13 protein-coding genes are annotated in these 15,901 nt (G+C 65.7%); 10 read left to right on the top strand and 3 right to left on the bottom strand.

Annotation, left to right across the window (positions count from 1 at the left end):
• The first annotated feature begins 9 nt into the window (after nt 1-9).
• The 8 genes from LJ737_RS05240 to LJ737_RS05275 all read left to right on the top strand — a co-directional run bounded on the left by LJ737_RS05240 (nt 10) and on the right by LJ737_RS05275 (nt 8,680).
• On the top strand, nt 10-897 hold the full coding sequence (locus LJ737_RS05240) for a phosphoribosylformylglycinamidine synthase subunit PurQ (protein ID WP_227763506.1): 888 nt from the start codon (nt 10-12) through the stop codon (nt 895-897).
• 17 nt (nt 898-914) lie between these two features.
• A complete protein-coding gene (locus LJ737_RS05245) occupies nt 915-1,862 on the top strand; it encodes a phosphoribosylaminoimidazolesuccinocarboxamide synthase (protein WP_227763508.1) in 948 nt (315 codons plus the stop codon).
• Between the two features lie 44 nt (nt 1,863-1,906).
• Nucleotides 1,907-2,764 carry a GNAT family N-acetyltransferase gene (locus LJ737_RS05250; RefSeq protein WP_227763510.1) on the top strand — a complete coding sequence of 286 codons (858 nt, stop codon included), beginning with the start codon at nt 1,907-1,909 and terminating at the stop codon, nt 2,762-2,764.
• Between the two features lie 30 nt (nt 2,765-2,794).
• Nucleotides 2,795-4,093, top strand: coding sequence for a phosphoribosylamine--glycine ligase (gene purD, locus LJ737_RS05255; protein WP_227763511.1), 1,299 nt, complete (start codon nt 2,795-2,797; stop codon nt 4,091-4,093).
• Nucleotides 4,093-4,821 carry a phosphoribosylglycinamide formyltransferase gene (gene purN, locus LJ737_RS05260; RefSeq protein WP_227763513.1) on the top strand — a complete coding sequence of 243 codons (729 nt, stop codon included), beginning with the start codon at nt 4,093-4,095 and terminating at the stop codon, nt 4,819-4,821. The genes purD and purN overlap by 1 nt, the downstream gene beginning before the upstream one ends.
• 81 nt (nt 4,822-4,902) lie before the next feature.
• On the top strand, nt 4,903-6,399 hold the full coding sequence (gene purF / locus LJ737_RS05265; protein WP_227763515.1) for an amidophosphoribosyltransferase: 1,497 nt from the start codon (nt 4,903-4,905) through the stop codon (nt 6,397-6,399).
• A 201-nt stretch (nt 6,400-6,600) separates the two neighbouring features.
• On the top strand, nt 6,601-7,719 hold the full coding sequence (locus LJ737_RS05270) for an AIR synthase-related protein (protein WP_227763517.1): 1,119 nt from the start codon (nt 6,601-6,603) through the stop codon (nt 7,717-7,719).
• Nucleotides 7,720-8,209: 490 nt separating this feature from the next.
• Entirely contained in the window at nt 8,210-8,680 is a 471-nt protein-coding gene (locus tag LJ737_RS05275; RefSeq protein WP_227763518.1) for a hypothetical protein, read from the top strand.
• A 103-nt stretch (nt 8,681-8,783) separates the two neighbouring features.
• Here LJ737_RS05275 and LJ737_RS05280 read toward each other — a convergent pair whose 3' ends face one another.
• Complete coding sequence (locus tag LJ737_RS05280) at nt 8,784-10,271, bottom strand: nicotinate phosphoribosyltransferase (protein WP_227763519.1); 1,488 nt, start codon at nt 10,269-10,271, stop codon at nt 8,784-8,786.
• Between the two features lie 169 nt (nt 10,272-10,440).
• Between LJ737_RS05280 and LJ737_RS05285 the strand changes: the two genes are divergently transcribed.
• Nucleotides 10,441-11,139, top strand: a complete 699-nt coding sequence (locus tag LJ737_RS05285) for a class I SAM-dependent methyltransferase (protein WP_227763520.1) — start codon at nt 10,441-10,443, stop codon at nt 11,137-11,139.
• 53 nt (nt 11,140-11,192) lie between these two features.
• The gene (locus tag LJ737_RS05290) at nt 11,193-12,524 is read left to right on the top strand and encodes a M20/M25/M40 family metallo-hydrolase (protein ID WP_227763521.1); all 1,332 of its coding nucleotides are present in this window, start codon (nt 11,193-11,195) and stop codon (nt 12,522-12,524) included.
• Nucleotides 12,525-12,771: 247 nt separating this feature from the next.
• On the opposite strand, the gene LJ737_RS05295 is transcribed toward LJ737_RS05290, so the two are convergent.
• Nucleotides 12,772-15,360 (bottom strand): DUF4132 domain-containing protein, encoded by a 2,589-nt coding sequence (locus LJ737_RS05295; protein ID WP_227763522.1) that lies wholly within the window; start codon nt 15,358-15,360, stop codon nt 12,772-12,774.
• Between the two features lie 89 nt (nt 15,361-15,449).
• Complete coding sequence (locus LJ737_RS05300) at nt 15,450-15,845, bottom strand: hypothetical protein (RefSeq protein ID WP_227763523.1); 396 nt, start codon at nt 15,843-15,845, stop codon at nt 15,450-15,452.
• Nucleotides 15,846-15,901: the final 56 nt, after the last annotated feature.

Consider the following 15,901-nt stretch of genomic DNA (forward strand, 5'->3'; position numbering starts at 1 on the left):
GTGGAGACGATGAACGAACTGACTGCAACGACCCATTCGGTCCACGCCCTGGTCCTGACCGGCTTCGGCATCAACTGCGAGGAAGAGCTGGCCGCCGCTTACCGGCTGGCGGGCGGCGCGGCCACCATCGTGCACTTCAACGAGGTGCTCAATGGGCAAACCAGCATCCACGACTACGACGTGCTCAACTTCCCCGGGGGCTTTTCCTTCGGCGACGATTTGGGCTCGGGCGTAGTCATGGCCAACAAGGTGCGCTTCCGCAAGCTGCCCTCGGGCCGCACGCTGCTGGAGGAAATCGGTGCCTTCATCAAGGCCGGCGGCTACGTGGTAGGCATCTGCAACGGCTTCCAGATGCTGGTGAAAATGGGCCTCTTGCCCGATTTCGCCGGCCAGCAGGAGCGCGAAGTGACCCTGACCCACAATGCCTCGGGCCGCTACGAAGACCGGTGGGTGCGCCTGGCGGTGAACCCCAACAACCGCTCCCCCTTCCTCAAGGGCCTGACCTCGCTGGAAGTGCCCGTGCGCCACGGCGAAGGCCGCCTAGTTATCCGCGACGAGGCCATCCGCAGCCGCATCCTGGCCGAGGGACTGAACTGCCTGACCTACTGCGACAGCACCGGCTGCGAAACTGCCGAGTACCCGCTGAACCCCAACGGCGCCGAGCTGAACTGCGCCGGCCTCACCGACACCACCGGCCACGTCTTCGGCCTGATGCCGCACCCCGAGGCCTTCCTGTCGCTCTACAACCACCCCGACTGGGCCCGGCGCAAGCGCCTCGACCCCGCGCTGTCGGAGGAAGGCGACGGGCTGAAGCTGTTCCGCAACATCGTGGAGCACATCAGCCAGACGCGCGCCGCGCAGCCCGCCGAAGCTGCCGCCAACCAAGTTTCTCTCTAGCCGCCCCGACGCTTCGCATGAACACGCTCCCGCAATTCAACACGCCCCAGCTGGAACTGCTGCACCGCGGCAAAGTCCGCGACTCGTACCGCGTGCCCTCGGGCGAGCGGCTTATCGTCGTGACGGACCGCCTCTCGGCCTTCGACTCGGTGCTGGAAACCGCCATTCCCTACAAAGGCGCCGTGCTCAACGGCCTGGCCGATTTCTGGTTCGACAAGACCCGCGACATCGTGCCCAACCACGTCATCCGCGTGGTCGACCCGAACGCCATGCTGGTGAAAGAGGCCGAGCCGATCCGGGTGGAAATGGTGGTGCGCGGCTACCTCACCGGCTCCATGCTGCGCGGCTACCTCAGCGGCCAGCGCACCTTCTCGGGCGTGACCGTTCCCGACGGCCTGACCAAACACCAGCGCTTCCCCGAGCCCCTGGTGACGCCGACCACCAAAGAGGAATCGGACCGCGAAATCACCCCGGAAAACCTCGTTTCGGAGGGCTGGGTATCGGCTGAGCTGTACGAGCAGATGCGCGTGGTGGCCTTGAAGCTGTTCAACTTCGCTTCGGCTTGGATGGCCGAGCGCGGCATCATTCTGGTCGACACCAAGTACGAGTTTGGCCTGCTGAACGGGGAGCTGATTCTCATCGACGAAATCCACACGCCGGACTCCTCGCGCTTCTGGGACGCGGCCGACTACGCCACGAACCCCGAAGGCGCCGCCCAGATGGACAAGGAGTACATCCGCCAGTGGCTGATTGCCCACAAAGTCGACGGCAAGTACCCCACGGCCCTGACGCCGGAAGTAACCGCCGAAGCCAGCCGCCGCTACCTCGACATCTACCAGCGCATTACCGGCCAGCCCCTGGCCGGCGCCGCCGATGCCGACGTGAACGTGCCCGCCCGCCTGGTGCAGAATCTGGTCAAGGAAGGCTTCATGCAGGACGCGCCGGTGGAGCAGCTAAACGGCTAAAAACAACCTACTACTGGTAGCCAACGCCTGACCATCCACGAAGTATGAGCCACCCGCTGACCTTAGTCGCCTCGCACCCCGCCGCCCCGCAGGCCCGGCCGCTGCTCGATGAGCTGTCGGCCCAGCTCGGCGCGCGCTTCGGTGGCGACGGACGCGACTCATTTCAGGATTGGGCGGACGGTGAACGGTACATTTTCCTGCTAGCTAAGCGTGGCGACGAAGCGGTGGGCTGTGGGGCCGTGCGGCCGCTGACCGACTCGGTAGGGGAGGTGAAGCGCATGTACGCCAAGCGCCCTGGCCAAGGCATCGGTCGGGCGGTGCTGGCTGGGCTGGAAGCCTCGGCCCGGGCAGTAGGTTACGCTGAGTTGTGGCTGGAAACCCGTGTGGCCAACACGGAAGCCTGCCGTTTCTACGAGCAGCAGGGCTACCAGCGCATTGACAATTACGGCAAGTATGCTGGGCGTGATAATGCCGTCTGCTTCGGCAAGCGGCTCGGTGAAACCAATGACACCGCAAACTCCGCCACGACCGACCCCCAGCAGCTGGTCCAGGAGTACATCGACGCCTACAACCGCTTTGACGTGGCGGGCATGCTGCGGCCGCTGCACCCGGATGTGGTGTTTCGCAACGTAGCCGGCGGTGAAGTCACGCTGACGACCAATGGCCAGAACGCTTTCCGCCAGCAGGCCGAACAAGCCACGCAGTACTTCACCCAGCGGGAGCAGCGCGTCACCGACTGGCGGGTTGCTGCCGGCCGGGTGGAAATCAACATCGATTACAACGCCGTGCTGGCCGTCGAACTGCCCAACGGCTTGAAGCCCGGCGACGCGCTGCAACTGCAGGGCCGGTCCGTTTTCGGCATTTTCGACGGGCTCATTCGTTCTATCGACGACATCAGCTAGCGTCAGCTTTACTCCAACCTCCTTCGACCCTTGGCAACGACCCCCACCAATATAGTCCTTCTCGGCAGCGGCGCCCGCGAACATGCCCTGGCCTGGAAACTAACCCAGGACGGCGCCCGCGTGCACGTGCTGCCCGGCAACGCCGGCATCCCCGGCTCGGTGCCCGCCATCAGCGCCACCGATTTTCCGGCCATCCAGCAGTTCTGTGCGGAGCAGCAGGTGAGGCTCATCGTGGTGGGCCCCGAGGCCCCGCTGGCCGCCGGCGTGGCCGACTACTTCGCCGATTCGGACATTCGCGTGTTCGGCCCGCGCAAGGCCGCGGCGGTGCTGGAAAGCTCCAAGGTGTGGTCGAAAGACTTTATGCGCCGCCACGGCGTGGCTACCGGCCGCGCCTGGACGTTCCGCTCCGACCAGCTCGACCGGGCCCGCGCCGCCGCCGCCGAGCTGCAGGGCCACGCCGTGCTGAAGTACGACGGCCTGGCCGCCGGCAAGGGCGTGTGGGTGTGCTCCTCGGAAGCCGAGTTTGAGGCCGCGTTGCAGGAAATGCAGGCCCTGGCCCCGGCCGGCCACGCCTGGTATTCCTTTCTGGTGGAAGAAAAGCTCACCGGCCCCGAAATCAGCATCATTGGCCTGACCGACGGCAAGACCATGCGCCTGCTGCCGCCTTCGCAGGACCACAAGCAGCTGCTGGCCGGCGACCAAGGCCCCAACACCGGCGGCATGGGCGCCTACTGCCCCGTGCCCTTCGCCGACGACAACGTGCTGGCGCTGATCCGCGAAGTCATCATCGAGCCGACGCTGCGCGGCCTGCGCACCGAAGGGCTGCCCTTCCTGGGCTTCCTTTACTTCGGCGTCATGCTCACGCCCACCGGCCCCAAGCTGCTGGAATACAACGTACGCCTCGGCGACCCGGAAGCCCAGGTGCTACTGGCCGCGCTGGGCAGCAGCCTGGTCGACATCATCACCGCCGCCCTCGACGGCCGCCTGGCCGAAGTAGGCGTGCGGCAGAAACCTGGCTCCTTCGTGGGTGTGGTGCTGGCTTCGGGCGGCTACCCCGCCGCGCAGTTTCCCACGGGCTTTGCCATCGAAGGACTCGACAAGGTGGCCCCCGCCACGCTGGTATTTCAGGGCGGGACCAAGCGCAATGACGCCGGCCAGCTCGTCACCAGCGGCGGCCGGGTGCTGACCGTGGTGGCCGGCGGCCCCGACCTGGAAGTGGCCGTGGAGCGGGCTTACGCCGAAGTCAACAAGGTCACCTTCCAGGACGCCTACTACCGCACCGACATCGGCCAGCGCCCCACCCCGGAGCTGGTCGGCCAAGCTTACTGATGATGACGGAAGCAACCCCGCGCGAATTGCTCAACGACGATGGCACTACGACGTCGAGTCGCGGTACCACGTCGGCCGCGCCGTCAGGCTCTTCTCTCACGGAGAGGAAGGCGAAACGCCTGGCCATTCTGCTCTCGGGCCGCGGCTCCAACATGCTGGCCCTGGCCCGCGAGGTGCGCGAAGGCGTGCTGCACGGGCTGGCCGAGGTAGCCGTGGTGTTCAGCAACATTCCCGAAGCCGCCGGCCTTGAAGCCGCCGCCGAGCTGGGCTACGCCACCGCCAGCATCGACTCGCGGGGCCGCAAGCGCGCCGAATTCGACGCTGAGGTAGTAGCCAAACTGCGGGAGTATCAGCCCGATTACATCGTGCTGGCTGGCTACATGCGCATCCTGTCGCCCACGTTCATCCGGGCCTTTGCCGGGCGCATTCTGAACATTCACCCGGCCGACACCCACCAGCACCAGGGCCTGCACGCCTACGAGTGGGCCTGGGAAAGCCGCCTGCCCGAAACGAAAATCACCGTGCACCTTGTTGACGAGGGCCTGGATACCGGCCCCGTGCTGGCCCAGGCGCCCGTCGACCTGCGCGGCGCCGATTCCCTCCCGGAAGTGGAGCGCCGCGGCCTGGCCGTGGAGCACCGCTTCTACGCCGACACCCTGGCCCGCCTCATCCGGGGCGAGCTGCCCGCCGAAACACCCGCCCCCGCCGCTGCGGCTACCCAGCCGTAGCGCTCCGTTTTTCCCCTTCTCTCGCAACACCCCAGCTTCGTCGGCCTGAACCACCGGCAACCTGACAACTGACAACTCGATATGTGCGGAATCGTTGGTTTTTTCGGCCCGGATGACGTCGTCGGCGACATCGTAATCGGCCTGACGGCCCTGCAGCACCGCGGGCAGGACGCCGCCGGTATTGCCTCGTTCGACGGCAATTTTCACCTGCACAAGGGCAACGGGCTGATCAACGACGTGTTCAAGCCCAAGCACCTGAAGAAGCTGACCGGCAACATCGGCATCGGCCACGTGCGCTACACCACCCAGGGCTCCAGCGACGCGGCCCTGGCCCAGCCCTTCACCACCAGCTACCCCTTCGGGCTGGCCATGGTGCACAACGGCAACGTCATCAACTTCCGCCAGGCCGCCAAGCGCCTGCACGAGAAGTACCACGTGCTGCCCAAGACCAGCAACGACCTGGAGCTGATCATGTACACCTTCGCCTCGGAGCTGCGCCTGAAAAACCTCGATGCGCTGTCGGTGGTCGACATTTTCGACGCGGTGGAGACGACGCAGGAGCTGGTGAAGGGCGCCTACGCCACCATCACCATCATTGCCGGCCACGGCCTGCTGGCCTTCAACGACCCGAACGGCATCCGTCCGCTCGTCATGGGCCGCCGCGACACCCCCGACGGGCCGGTCTTCGCCTTCGCCTCCGAATCTACCTGCTTCGACTACCTCGAATTCGACCTGGTGGAAAACATCGGGCCCGGCCAGGCGGTGTTTATCGACCAGAACTTCCAGGTGCACCACAAGAACCCGCCGGCCAAGCCCAAAGCCTTCTGCGTGTTCGAGCACATCTACTTCGCCCGCGAAGACTCCGTTATCCACGGCCGCCTGGTGGCCCGCGAGCGGGTGCGCCTGGGCAAGATGCTGGCGCGCAAAGTGCGCGAAGCTGGTATTGAGCCCGACATGGTTATCGACGTGCCGTCGTCGGGCTACTTCGCCGCCTCGGGCCTGGCCGAAGCCATTGGCGTGCCCTACCGCCGCGCGCTGGTCAAGAACAACCACATGGGCCGCTCCTTCATCGTGAGCAGCCAAGCGGGGCGCGAGGACGTGGTGAAGAAAAAGCTCAACCCCATCCGCGAGTTTGTGGAGGGCAAGAAAATTGCCGTGGTCGACGACAGCATCGTGCGCGGTACCACCTCGCGGCGCATCGTGCGCATTCTGCGCGAGGCGGGCGCCACCGAGGTGTACTTCATTTCCTCGGCCCCGCCCATCGTCTCGCCCTGCATCTACGGCATCGACATGGCCATGAGCACCGAGCTGATTGCGGCCAACTACACCGAGGAGGAAATCTGCCGCTACATAGAGGCCGACAAGGTCATCTACCAGTCGCTTGAGGATTTGCAGGAGCTGTTCGGCGAGGACCGCGGCCACGGCGGTAGCTGCTTCGCCTGCTTCTCGGGCAAGTACCCCACCGGCGACGTGACCAAGTACCTGCGCCACATCCAGGAGGAGCGCACCAGCCACCGCCAGAAGGAGGACAAAGCGACTTCCGTCAGCGCCAAAGCCCCGGCCCCGACCGAGCACTAACCTGCCGAAATGAAAAAGAACGTCATGCTGAGCTTGTCGAAGCATTTCTGCTGCTTCGCTGCAACGATTCGGACGAAGCGGTAGAGATGCTTCGACAGGCTCAGCATGACGCCCTCTGATAATCGTGCAACGATTGTCAATCACCCCGCCCTTCGGGCACCCCTCCTCATCTGAGAAGGGGAGTTTCGCTTAACTACTCGCATGAGCCAGACTACTGCCGCTTCCGACCTGAAAGCAACCGCCGGCTACTCCATCGAAGAAGGCAACGCCGCCTCGCGCAACGCCTACAACTGGGCCAAGAAAACCTTTAGCACCCGCGCTGGCAAGCCGGGTGAGCCGGCCCAGGACCTGGAAGGCGGCTTTTCCAACGAAATCCGCTTCGGGGCCGAGCGCCTGGGCATCGGCTCCGACGGCATCGGTACCAAAATCGAAGTGGCCGAACGCGTGGACCGCTACGATACGCTGGGTCACGACCTGATTGCCATGGTGGCCGACGACCTGGTGGTGGCCGGCTTCATCCCGACCAACCTGTCGAACATCATCGACGTGAACACCCTGAACTATGAGGTGGTCGACGAGCTGATGCGCGGCCTGCACGACGCGGCGCAGTTCAGCAGCATTGCCGTGACGGGCGGGGAAATTGCCGAGCTGGGCAACCGCATCGGCGGCTACCCCGGCGCCCGCATGAACTTCAACTGGTGCTCCACCGCCGTGGGCGTGCTGCACCCGAGCCTGGAGCGGCCGCTCAGCGGCGCCAACGTGCGCGCCGGCCAGGCCGTGGTGGCGCTTCGCTCGCCCTCGTTCCGCTCCAACGGCTACTCCCTGGCCCGCCGCACCCTCACCAAAGCCTTCGGCGAGGAGTGGCACAAAGCCCCCTACACCGGCCCGGACGCCGCCGAAATGGGCGCGACCTGGGGTGAAGTCATGCTGGCTCCCTCGCTCATCTTCGCCCCCGGCGTGACGGCCGTGCTCGACGCGGGCCTGCCGCTGCACGCCGCCGCGCACATCACCGGCGGCGGCGTGGCCGACAACTTCAAGCGCGTGCTGAAAGCGGGTGTCGGGGCCGAGCTGGACAACCTCTTCGCGCCGCTGCCCGCCATGAGCCAACTGGCCGAGCTGGGCGGCATCAGCCCCGCCGACGCCTACCTGTACTGGAACATGGGCAACGGCATGCTGCTCGTCACCGACGCCGAGCAGGCCGAAGCCGTAGCCGCTGAGCTGACCCGCAAGGGTTACCAGGCCCATGTGGCCGGCCGCATTATCGCTGAGCCGACGATTACGCTGAAAGTGGGCGCCGGGGAGCTGCGCTACGAGGTGTAGCCCCATGAGCAGCCCCGTAACGAGCCGGGCTCCTCAGCCACAAACTGAGGAGCCCGGCTTTTTTCGTGGCTTCGGGCCGCTGCGGCAGGGCGAATAGCGCCCACCCGAAGCAGGGCAATAGCCACGCCGTGTCCGGCGCTGGCAGCAGCGCCAAGGCACCCGCGCTGCTGCACGGGCAGCGCGGGTGCCTTGGCGCCTCGCCTAAGGCCCTCGTAAACCGCTGCCGGCCGTGGCAACCCGGGGCAGCCGCCTGATGAGCAGCTTGGCTGGTAGCGTCGCGACCAAGGCCGGATGCAGCAGAATAGACTTAAATGAAGGTTGTATTTTGTTGGTTTAAATCAAATAAATACCCGAATCTGGGTATTGTGCCAAGTATTCAGCGGTGAGTATATTTGTGTTGCTCCGGGGCTGAAATTCAGCCACGAATTCAAAACGAGGCGGAACCGAAAAGCCTTACGAGTAGGACCATTCACCCATCCACCACCGTTGCATGATTAAAACAGTACTCAATGCTGCCGCTCTGCTCATCGGCTTAACGGGCATTTTCTTCAAAGGCAGCCACTGGGCCGGCGCCGACATACTCATCCTGACGGGCTTTGGCCTGCTGCTGGTTTCCATAGTAGCCTTCACCGTAGGCGCCAACGCGGAAGCGGGTGTGCCTGGCCCGCTCAATTACCTGATGGTAGGCGCGCTGGCCGTTGGCGTTATCAGCGCCTTGTTTCGCATGATGCACTGGCAGGGCGGAGCCATGCTCGGCCTGGTGATGGTGGGCCTGATGGTCGTGCTGTGCGTGATGCTGCTGGCCGCCAAGGGCAGCGTGGGCGCTTCGCGTCAGTTCTTGACGGTTACCTTCCTGTTTTTCACGTTGGTGTTTGCCTTCCTGGCGCTGCCCATGCGCCAAGCCGATGCCGCCGCGGCCCAGGCCGCCACCCCGCAGGCCAACGTGGCCGCTACCCACTAACTCCCGACCCCCTGCGCCTACCTATTGCTCACAAAACAAGAAGAGGCCCGGCGGATACATCCGCCGGGCCTCTTGCGTGTAGGGCCAGGGTCGAGCCACCCGTTTAAGCCGGCCGTTGCGGCCGCTTCTCCAGAATGAGCTGGGTGCGGAAGTCGTGCAGGCCTTTTTCCAGGCCCACCGGGTAGGTGTGCGGGTTCAGGAAGCGGCGGATGCTCGGGTCCAGCGAAGTGACTTCCTCGCGGGCCTTCTGGCGGCTAGCCGCCAGCGCGGGTACTTCCAGCACGCGCTGGCCCTGGCGAAACACAGGCTCCAGCAGCTCCCGAAACTCGGTGGATTTTACCGGGCGGCGGCGCGTGGGGTCCAAGGGGTCGACGATGGTGAGCTGCTCGGGCAGGGGCTCGGCGGTGTTGTAGAGCATATCGGCCACGGGCTTGCCGTCGTGGTAGAAGCGGCGCACCTGCAGGATGCCGGGGATGCTGGTTTTGGCTAGCTGCTCGGAGAGCTTGATGGTGTAGTCCCAGCCGTCGGAGCCGTCCGTTTTCTTCATGGCGGCCAGCTTGTAGACGCCGCCCAGCGCCGGCTGGTCGTAGGCCGTCACCAGCTTGGTGCCAATGCCCCAGGTGTCGATGCGGGCGCCTTCGAGCTTGAGGGCAGTGACGAGCTGCTCGTCGAGGTCGTTGCTGGCCACGATGCGCACTTTGGGGAAGCCGGCCGCGTCGAGCAGCTTGCGGGCCTGCACGCTCAGGTAGGTCAGGTCGCCGGAGTCGAGGCGGATGCCGCCCAGCTCGTGGCCCTGCTGGCGCAGCCGCTCGGCCACGCGGATGGCGTTGCGCACGCCTTCCAGCGTGTCGTAGGTGTCGACGAGGAACACCGAGTCGTCGGGGAAGGCGGCGGCGTACTTCTCGAAGGCTTCTTCCTCGCCCTCGAAGGCCATGACCCAGCTGTGGGCGTGGGTGCCCTTTACCGGAATGCCGAACTGCTGCCCGGCCAGCACGTTGCTGGTGCCGTCGGCGCCGCCGAGGTAGGCGGCGCGGGTGGCCGAGAGGCCGCCGTCGAAGCCCTGGGCACGGCGCAGGCCGAACTCCAGAATCTGGTCGGTGGGCCCCACGGCTTCGCGGATGCGGGCGGCTTTGGTGGCAATGAGCGTCTGGAAGTTCACCAGCGTGAGCAGGGCCGTTTCTACCAGCTGGGCCTGCAGCAGCGGGCCCTGAATGCGAATCAGCGGCTCGTTGCCGAACACCACCGTGCCCTCGGCCACCGCGTCCACGTCGCAGGTGAAGCGCAGCTCGCGCAGGTAGTCGAGGAAGCCTTGCTCGAACAGCGCCGTGCCCTTGCTGCCGCGCAGGGAGCCGAGGTACGTGAGGTCATCCTCCGAGAAGCGCAGGTTTTCCAGCCAGTCCACCGCGTAGGCCAGGCCGGCGGCCACGGCGTAGCCGCCGCTGAAGGGGGCCTTGCGGAAGTAGAGGTGAAAGACGGCTTCGCGGTCCTGCATGCCCTGCCGCCAGTAGCCGTAGGCCATGGTCAGCTGGTAGAGGTCGGTGAGCAGGGTGAGGGAGGGGCGGTAGAGGGCGGAGAGGGGCTGTTCGGGCATGGCGAAAAGGCGGCTGCGGACGCGGTAAGGTACGGCGCCCGGGCCGGTCAGTTCCCAAACCAGCACGAGACTATAGAAGCCGGGCGGAATGTTGTATTTTTTGCCAAGCCACAAGCCGCTGAGCGGCAGCGCGTCTGCGGCGTTTCGTGCCCTAACCCTCCTCCCGCTTATGCCCCGACTCCTACTCTTACTCTGCGGCCTGCTCGCGGCGGGCGGCCTGCGCGCCCAAACCCCATCTGCCCCTTCCGCCCAGGAAATCGAGCAGGAGCGCCTGCGCTGGAACCGCGCCCTGGTGCAGGACACGGCCTACAAGTTCAACCACCAGCCCAACGCGTTGCTGGTGGAAACGGTGAAAGGCCGCCCGCCCGGCCGCGCCCTGGACATCGGCATGGGGCAGGGCCGCAACGCGCTGTTTCTGGCCCGGCAGGGCTGGCGCGTCACCGGCCTCGACGTGGCCGACGAAGCCGTGGCCGTGGCCCAGCAGCAGGCCGCGCGCGAGGGGCTGCAGCTGGATGCCCGCGTGCAGCCCATGGAAACCTTCGACTTCGGCACGGCCCGCTACGACCTCATCACCTACATCTACGAGGGCTGCTTCGACGAGAATAACGGCGTGCTCGACAAGATCAAAACCAGCCTGAAGCCCGGCGGTGTGCTCGTGTTTGAGTTTTTTCACCGCGCGGCCGGCCTGGAAATGAACCGCCCGGATTTTGGCTGTCCCAACGGCGCCATCAAGGCGCTTTTCGCGCCGGACAAGCGCTTCCGCATCGTGCGCTACGAGGAAAAAGCGGGCCGCCCGGACTTTGGCGGCGGCGTGAACAAACAGATGAAGCCGCAGCAACTGGTGTACTGCGTGGTGCAAAAACTGTAGGACCGGGGGCCGCGCCGCGCAACGCTGCGGCCGGGTTCCGCTACTTTGCGCCTATGAAACGACTTCTCCTGGGACTGTTGCTGGCCGGGGCTGCGCAAGCCGCCGTAGGGCAGAAGGCGGCCAAGCCCGCCAAAACGAAGATTGACGCCAAACTGATCGAGCGCGTCGAGAAGACCCTGGCCGACGACAAGCTGCGCGGCCGGGCCCTGAACACCGGCGCCGCGGAGGCGGCGCAGTTTCTGGCCGGCGAGTTCCAGCGCATCGGCCTGCAGCCCTTGCCGGGCCTCACCTCGTTCGAGCAGAAATTTCCGGCCTACGAAATCAACACCACCAGCCTGCAGGCCACCGTGGGCGGGGCGGCCGTGCCGCGCGAAAACGTGGTGCTGCTCTCGGGCCAGGAGCAGGTAAGCTGGGGCAGCGGGCAGGCCGGTGCGCCGCGCGTGGTAGTGGTGGGGCCGCAAGCCGATTTTCGCAGGGAAGTGGGGCCGCTGATGCGCGCCAAGGAAAACGTGCTGGTACTCATCGACCCGACCCACGCGGCTACCTTCAAGCGCCTGGCCGCGCAGGTGCAGCACAGCGCCTTCCGCGCCGAAAAACCCGAGCCCACCAGCGCTGCCTTCATCCTCACCGCGGCTACGCCCACTGAAACTACGCCTTACCAGCTAACCGGCAGCACCAGTATCAAGCAGCTGGAAATCAAAAACATCGTGGGCGTGCTGCCCGGGCGCGACGCGGCCAAAGCCGCCGAGCAGGTGGTCTTTTCCGCCCACTACGACCACATCGGCATCCTGCCCGCCGTGGCCGGCGACTCCATTGCCAACGGCGCCGACGACGACGCCTCCGGCACCACGGCCGTGGTGGCCCTGGCCGAGCACTTCAAGAGAACCAAGCAGAACGCGCGCACGCTCATCTTCGTGGCCTTCACGGCCGAGGAAATCGGCGGCTTCGGCTCCCAGTACTTCTCCAAGCAGCTCGATCCGGCCAAGGTCGTGGCCATGTTCAACATCGAGATGATCGGCAAGGTGTCGAAGTTCGGCCCCGGCGCGGCCTTCATCACCGGCTTCGACAAGTCCGACTTCGGCCCGATTCTGCAGCGCAACCTGCAGGGCAGCACCTTTAAGTTCGAGCCCGACCCCTACCCCGAGCAGCAGCTGTTCTACCGCTCCGACAACGCCACCCTGGCCCGCCTGGGCGTGCCCGCCCACAGCATCAGCACCGACCAGATTCCCACCGACAAGCTCTACCACTCGGTCGACGACGAAGTCGAGAGCCTGGATCTGAAGAACATGACGGAGGTTATCCGCGCCATTGCCGTCAGCTCCCGCGGCATCGTGGCCGGCACCGATACGCCCACGCGCATTCAGGACGCGGGCCAGCGGAAGTAGTGTCTGGGTGACAGGTAACAAATCGTCTGTCATCCTGAGCCTAAGCGAAGGACCTTCCTCGCAACCCGCACAACTGAAAAGCGCAGCTACCAACGCCCTGTCGTCCGGGCATGGTGGCTGCGCTTTTGCCGTTCCAGCGAAGTAACGTCGACGCTTTGTAGGCAGCGGCGGTGCAGGGTGGGAGGAAGGTCCTTCGCTTAGGCTCAGGATGACGTTTCTTTTATACTTCCTCATCCACTCAACCGGCTCAACGCTTGATCTGTCGGGTGATGGTTTCGTCGGTGATTTTATCGTCGTCGGCCAGCAGCAGGGCTTTGCTGAGGATGATGCTCAGGATGGCGTCGCCCTCGAAGGGCAGAAACACGTCGGTGGCGGTGGCCTGCTTGGGGCTGCGGTCGGGCACGATGCAGAGGTACTGGTCGTTGGGCTCCATCAGGATATTGCCCGAGCCCAGGTGAATCTTGTAGGTGCGCAGCTTGCCCTTCACAACCAGGAACCGGTCCTGGATTTCGCTGACTTTGGCAATGCGCAGGCGCGGCACCAGGCGCTGCAGGGCCAACTTGCGGTTTTTGGCCACTTCCGACAGCTCGCCGAAGGAGTAGTTCTCCCAGTAGTTGCGATACTGCACCAGCCCGCCGCCGTCGCGCCAGAGCGGGTCGTTGCCCACCGAGGCCACGCCCACAAACAAATCCACGTCGCGCATGACTTCCGAGAAAACCAGCGGCGGAATGTCGGTCAGCGGCAGCGGCTCCTGCCCGGCCAGGCGGGTGAAGCGCAGCTGGTCGGTGCTCACGTAGTGCCAGATGCCGGTATCGTTCCAGGCCCCGTCGGCGTTGACCTCGCTCACCCAGAACTCGGCCCGCAAATCGTGCGCCGGCAGGCTCAGCTGGGCCGCGTCCGATTCGTAACCCTTGTCGTAGGCGCCCATCAGCGCGTAGCGCCAGCCGCGCAGCTTGGCCAGGGAGTTGAACTGGTGCTGCTTGAGCACGTGGGCGGCCATGCGGTTGGAGTAGGTGCGGGTGCGCTCCTCGGGCGGCGTGAGTAAGTATACCTCGCGAAAGGCCTGCTTGAGCGGCTGGCGCAGCTCGCGGCGCTCCAGCAAGGCCCGCCAGGCCAGCACCTCATCGGTGGTGGCCAGCACGGGGTGCCAGAGCTGCACCTGCGCCTCATCGGCTGGGGCGGGTAGGGGGTGCTCCTGGGCGTTGCGCCAGGCGCCGTCGAGCCAAAGCGCGTCGTGCTGGGTACCGTCGGGGTGGGCGAAGCGCCAGATGAGCCGCTCGGCCAGCTGGCTCAGCAAGCCGTGCTCCAGGTAGTACTGGCGAAACCAGGCAAAGGGCATCCGGCGGGCCTCCACAAAGCTGCGGTCGAGCCGGTCGCGCTGGCCGGTGTAGGTTTGCTGGGCCTGGGTCTGGGCCACTTTCAGCTCCTTTAGTTCGGCGGCGTGGCTTTGCTTGAGCGCCGCCGGGGCCGCTTTCAGCGTTTTGCCGCCCTTCTGCCAGCTCACCTCGGCCTTGCCCTCCGCCAGTTCCAGCACCACGTGGTAGTCGCCGTAGTCGAAGTCGGCGCGGCCGTTTACCAGGCCCGCCGTGGGCACGGCCATGTCCTCGATTTCGGCCGGCGTGACGCCCAGCTCCTGCGAGGCCTTTTCGATGTGGCGGCCGATCAGCTCCTGGGTGTTGGCCTGCCGGATTTTGGGCCGCAGCCGCGAGAGTTGGGCCACGCCGGGCAGCCCGCCCTGCGCCAAGGCCAGCAGGCAGGCGTTGGCCAGGCCCGAGGCCAGCGGCCCCCGGCCCGGAATCTTGCGGTAGCCCTTCAGGGCCAGCTCGGCCAGTTGCTGCTGCAGGGCCGCCGGCGCGGTGGGGCCGAGCGTCCATACCAAGCCCTTGGCCACGTTCAGGCTGGGTTCCAGCAGGAAGTGCCACTCGGAGTAAGTGTAGGTGCGGCCGCCTTCGTAGGTGTGCGTGTGCTCGATCTGTTCCACCGCGAGGCCCGCCAGCAGGGCCAGCCATTCGGCCGCTTGCGCCCGCACTGCCTCCGGCCCGATGGCGGCCACAGCGGCGTCGGCTTCCTTGCGAAACTTGGCCGTGGGCTGCCCGCCGCCGGCTTTTTGCCAGAGCTGCAGCAGCTGCAGCCAGGGCCGCGTGCTGGCCGCGCTGGGCGAGAGGCCGGCCACGAACTCGTTGAGCCGGCGCCCGAACGCGTCGCCGTCGACGAACTGCACCGGCGGCAGCTCAGCGCTGGCCGGGCCGCCGAGCAGCTCCTGCAGCTTCAGCCGAATCTTGACGATGGTGCCGCCGCCGTAGCTGCGGTCCTGGTGCTCGGTGGCGGCCAGCAGCTGGCCCAGGCGGCGGGTCAGCTCGGCGTGCGGGCCGTGCTTTTTCTGAAATTTCTCCACCTGGCCCAGCGTCAGCAGCACGGGCATCATAAACAGGGCGTGCCCGACCTCCGCGGCCGCGTCGCCGGGCGGAAACTGGATGCCGTAGGTTTCCAGCAGCCGAATCAGCCCGGCCGCGTCCAGCTCCAGGGTGGAGCGCAGCAGCTGCTGTAGCAGGGCTTCGAGCAGGTTGCGGATCTGGTAGTCGACCACGCCGTGATGGTCGCGGCAAAAGCGGATAGCCTCGGCCGTGGCCAGCGCCAAGCGGCCCTTGTAGGCCGCGTCCTGCTCGCGGATGCCCTGGTAGGCCGGCACGTCCAGCAACTTGAGGGTGTAGTAGCTCATCTGGCGCTCCTCGATGTCGAGCAGCAGCTGCCGGAGCACCGGCTGCATTTCCTGGGCTTCGACGCTGGGGCCGGCCAGGGCTTGTTCGAACGCGCGGGATTTTTGGGTAGCGGGCATGGGGGTGGAGTTGGGAGAAACATCGGCAAACAGCCGGGCCGCGGCGTCCTGCGCGCGTTGCCACAGCTCGGTCCAGGCGCTCATCGAACTCAGCCGCCGACCAACGGCGTGAGTTTGACGAAAGCAGCCGTGGCGCCGGGCCCGAGCCAGATTTGCTCGTCGAGGCTTTCCACCTGCCGGTCGTTGACCAGGATGAAGTAGCCGTTCTGCTGAAAGGCCTCCAGCGCCCGGTACAGCTGCTTTTCCGCGTCGATGCGGTGGCTCTGCTTGAGACGGTAGCCGTTGAGCACCCGCTCCGAATCGGTGGGCTGCACCAGGCCGCTAAACACGCCGTTGTTGCGCTGGTTGTGGGCCGCCACTTCCTGGCGCACGCGCTGCTCGATCAGCTCGCGCACGGTGAGGGTTTCCTGGGCCAGCTCCAGGGCCAGGCGGTGCAGGACGGCGCCGGTGGCCGTTTCGTCCTGAATCAGCAGGGTTGTCGTCATGGTGAATTTGCTAAATAATTTAGCCTGCTCTAAAATACGCATTTGGATTGGTTTTG

Source organism: Hymenobacter sp. 15J16-1T3B (assembly GCF_020711235.1).
In the GTDB taxonomy this organism is placed as follows: domain Bacteria; phylum Bacteroidota; class Bacteroidia; order Cytophagales; family Hymenobacteraceae; genus Solirubrum.

Excerpts from the sequence above, each read along its gene's own strand:
- LJ737_RS05240 (WP_227763506.1), top strand. The coding sequence starts at position 10 with ATGAACGAACTGACTGCAACGACCCATTCGGTCCACGCCCTGGTCCTG.
- LJ737_RS05245 (WP_227763508.1), top strand. The coding sequence starts at position 915 with ATGAACACGCTCCCGCAATTCAACACGCCCCAGCTGGAACTGCTGCAC.
- LJ737_RS05250 (WP_227763510.1), top strand. The coding sequence starts at position 1,907 with ATGAGCCACCCGCTGACCTTAGTCGCCTCGCACCCCGCCGCCCCGCAG.
- purN (WP_227763513.1), top strand. The coding sequence starts at position 4,093 with ATGATGACGGAAGCAACCCCGCGCGAATTGCTCAACGACGATGGCACT.
- purF (WP_227763515.1), top strand. The coding sequence starts at position 4,903 with ATGTGCGGAATCGTTGGTTTTTTCGGCCCGGATGACGTCGTCGGCGAC.
- LJ737_RS05270 (WP_227763517.1), top strand. The coding sequence starts at position 6,601 with ATGAGCCAGACTACTGCCGCTTCCGACCTGAAAGCAACCGCCGGCTAC.
- LJ737_RS05275 (WP_227763518.1), top strand. The coding sequence starts at position 8,210 with ATGATTAAAACAGTACTCAATGCTGCCGCTCTGCTCATCGGCTTAACG.
- LJ737_RS05280 (WP_227763519.1), bottom strand. The coding sequence starts at position 10,271 with ATGCCCGAACAGCCCCTCTCCGCCCTCTACCGCCCCTCCCTCACCCTG.
- LJ737_RS05285 (WP_227763520.1), top strand. The coding sequence starts at position 10,441 with ATGCCCCGACTCCTACTCTTACTCTGCGGCCTGCTCGCGGCGGGCGGC.
- LJ737_RS05290 (WP_227763521.1), top strand. The coding sequence starts at position 11,193 with ATGAAACGACTTCTCCTGGGACTGTTGCTGGCCGGGGCTGCGCAAGCC.
- LJ737_RS05295 (WP_227763522.1), bottom strand. The coding sequence starts at position 15,360 with ATGCCCGCTACCCAAAAATCCCGCGCGTTCGAACAAGCCCTGGCCGGC.
- LJ737_RS05300 (WP_227763523.1), bottom strand. The coding sequence starts at position 15,845 with ATGACGACAACCCTGCTGATTCAGGACGAAACGGCCACCGGCGCCGTC.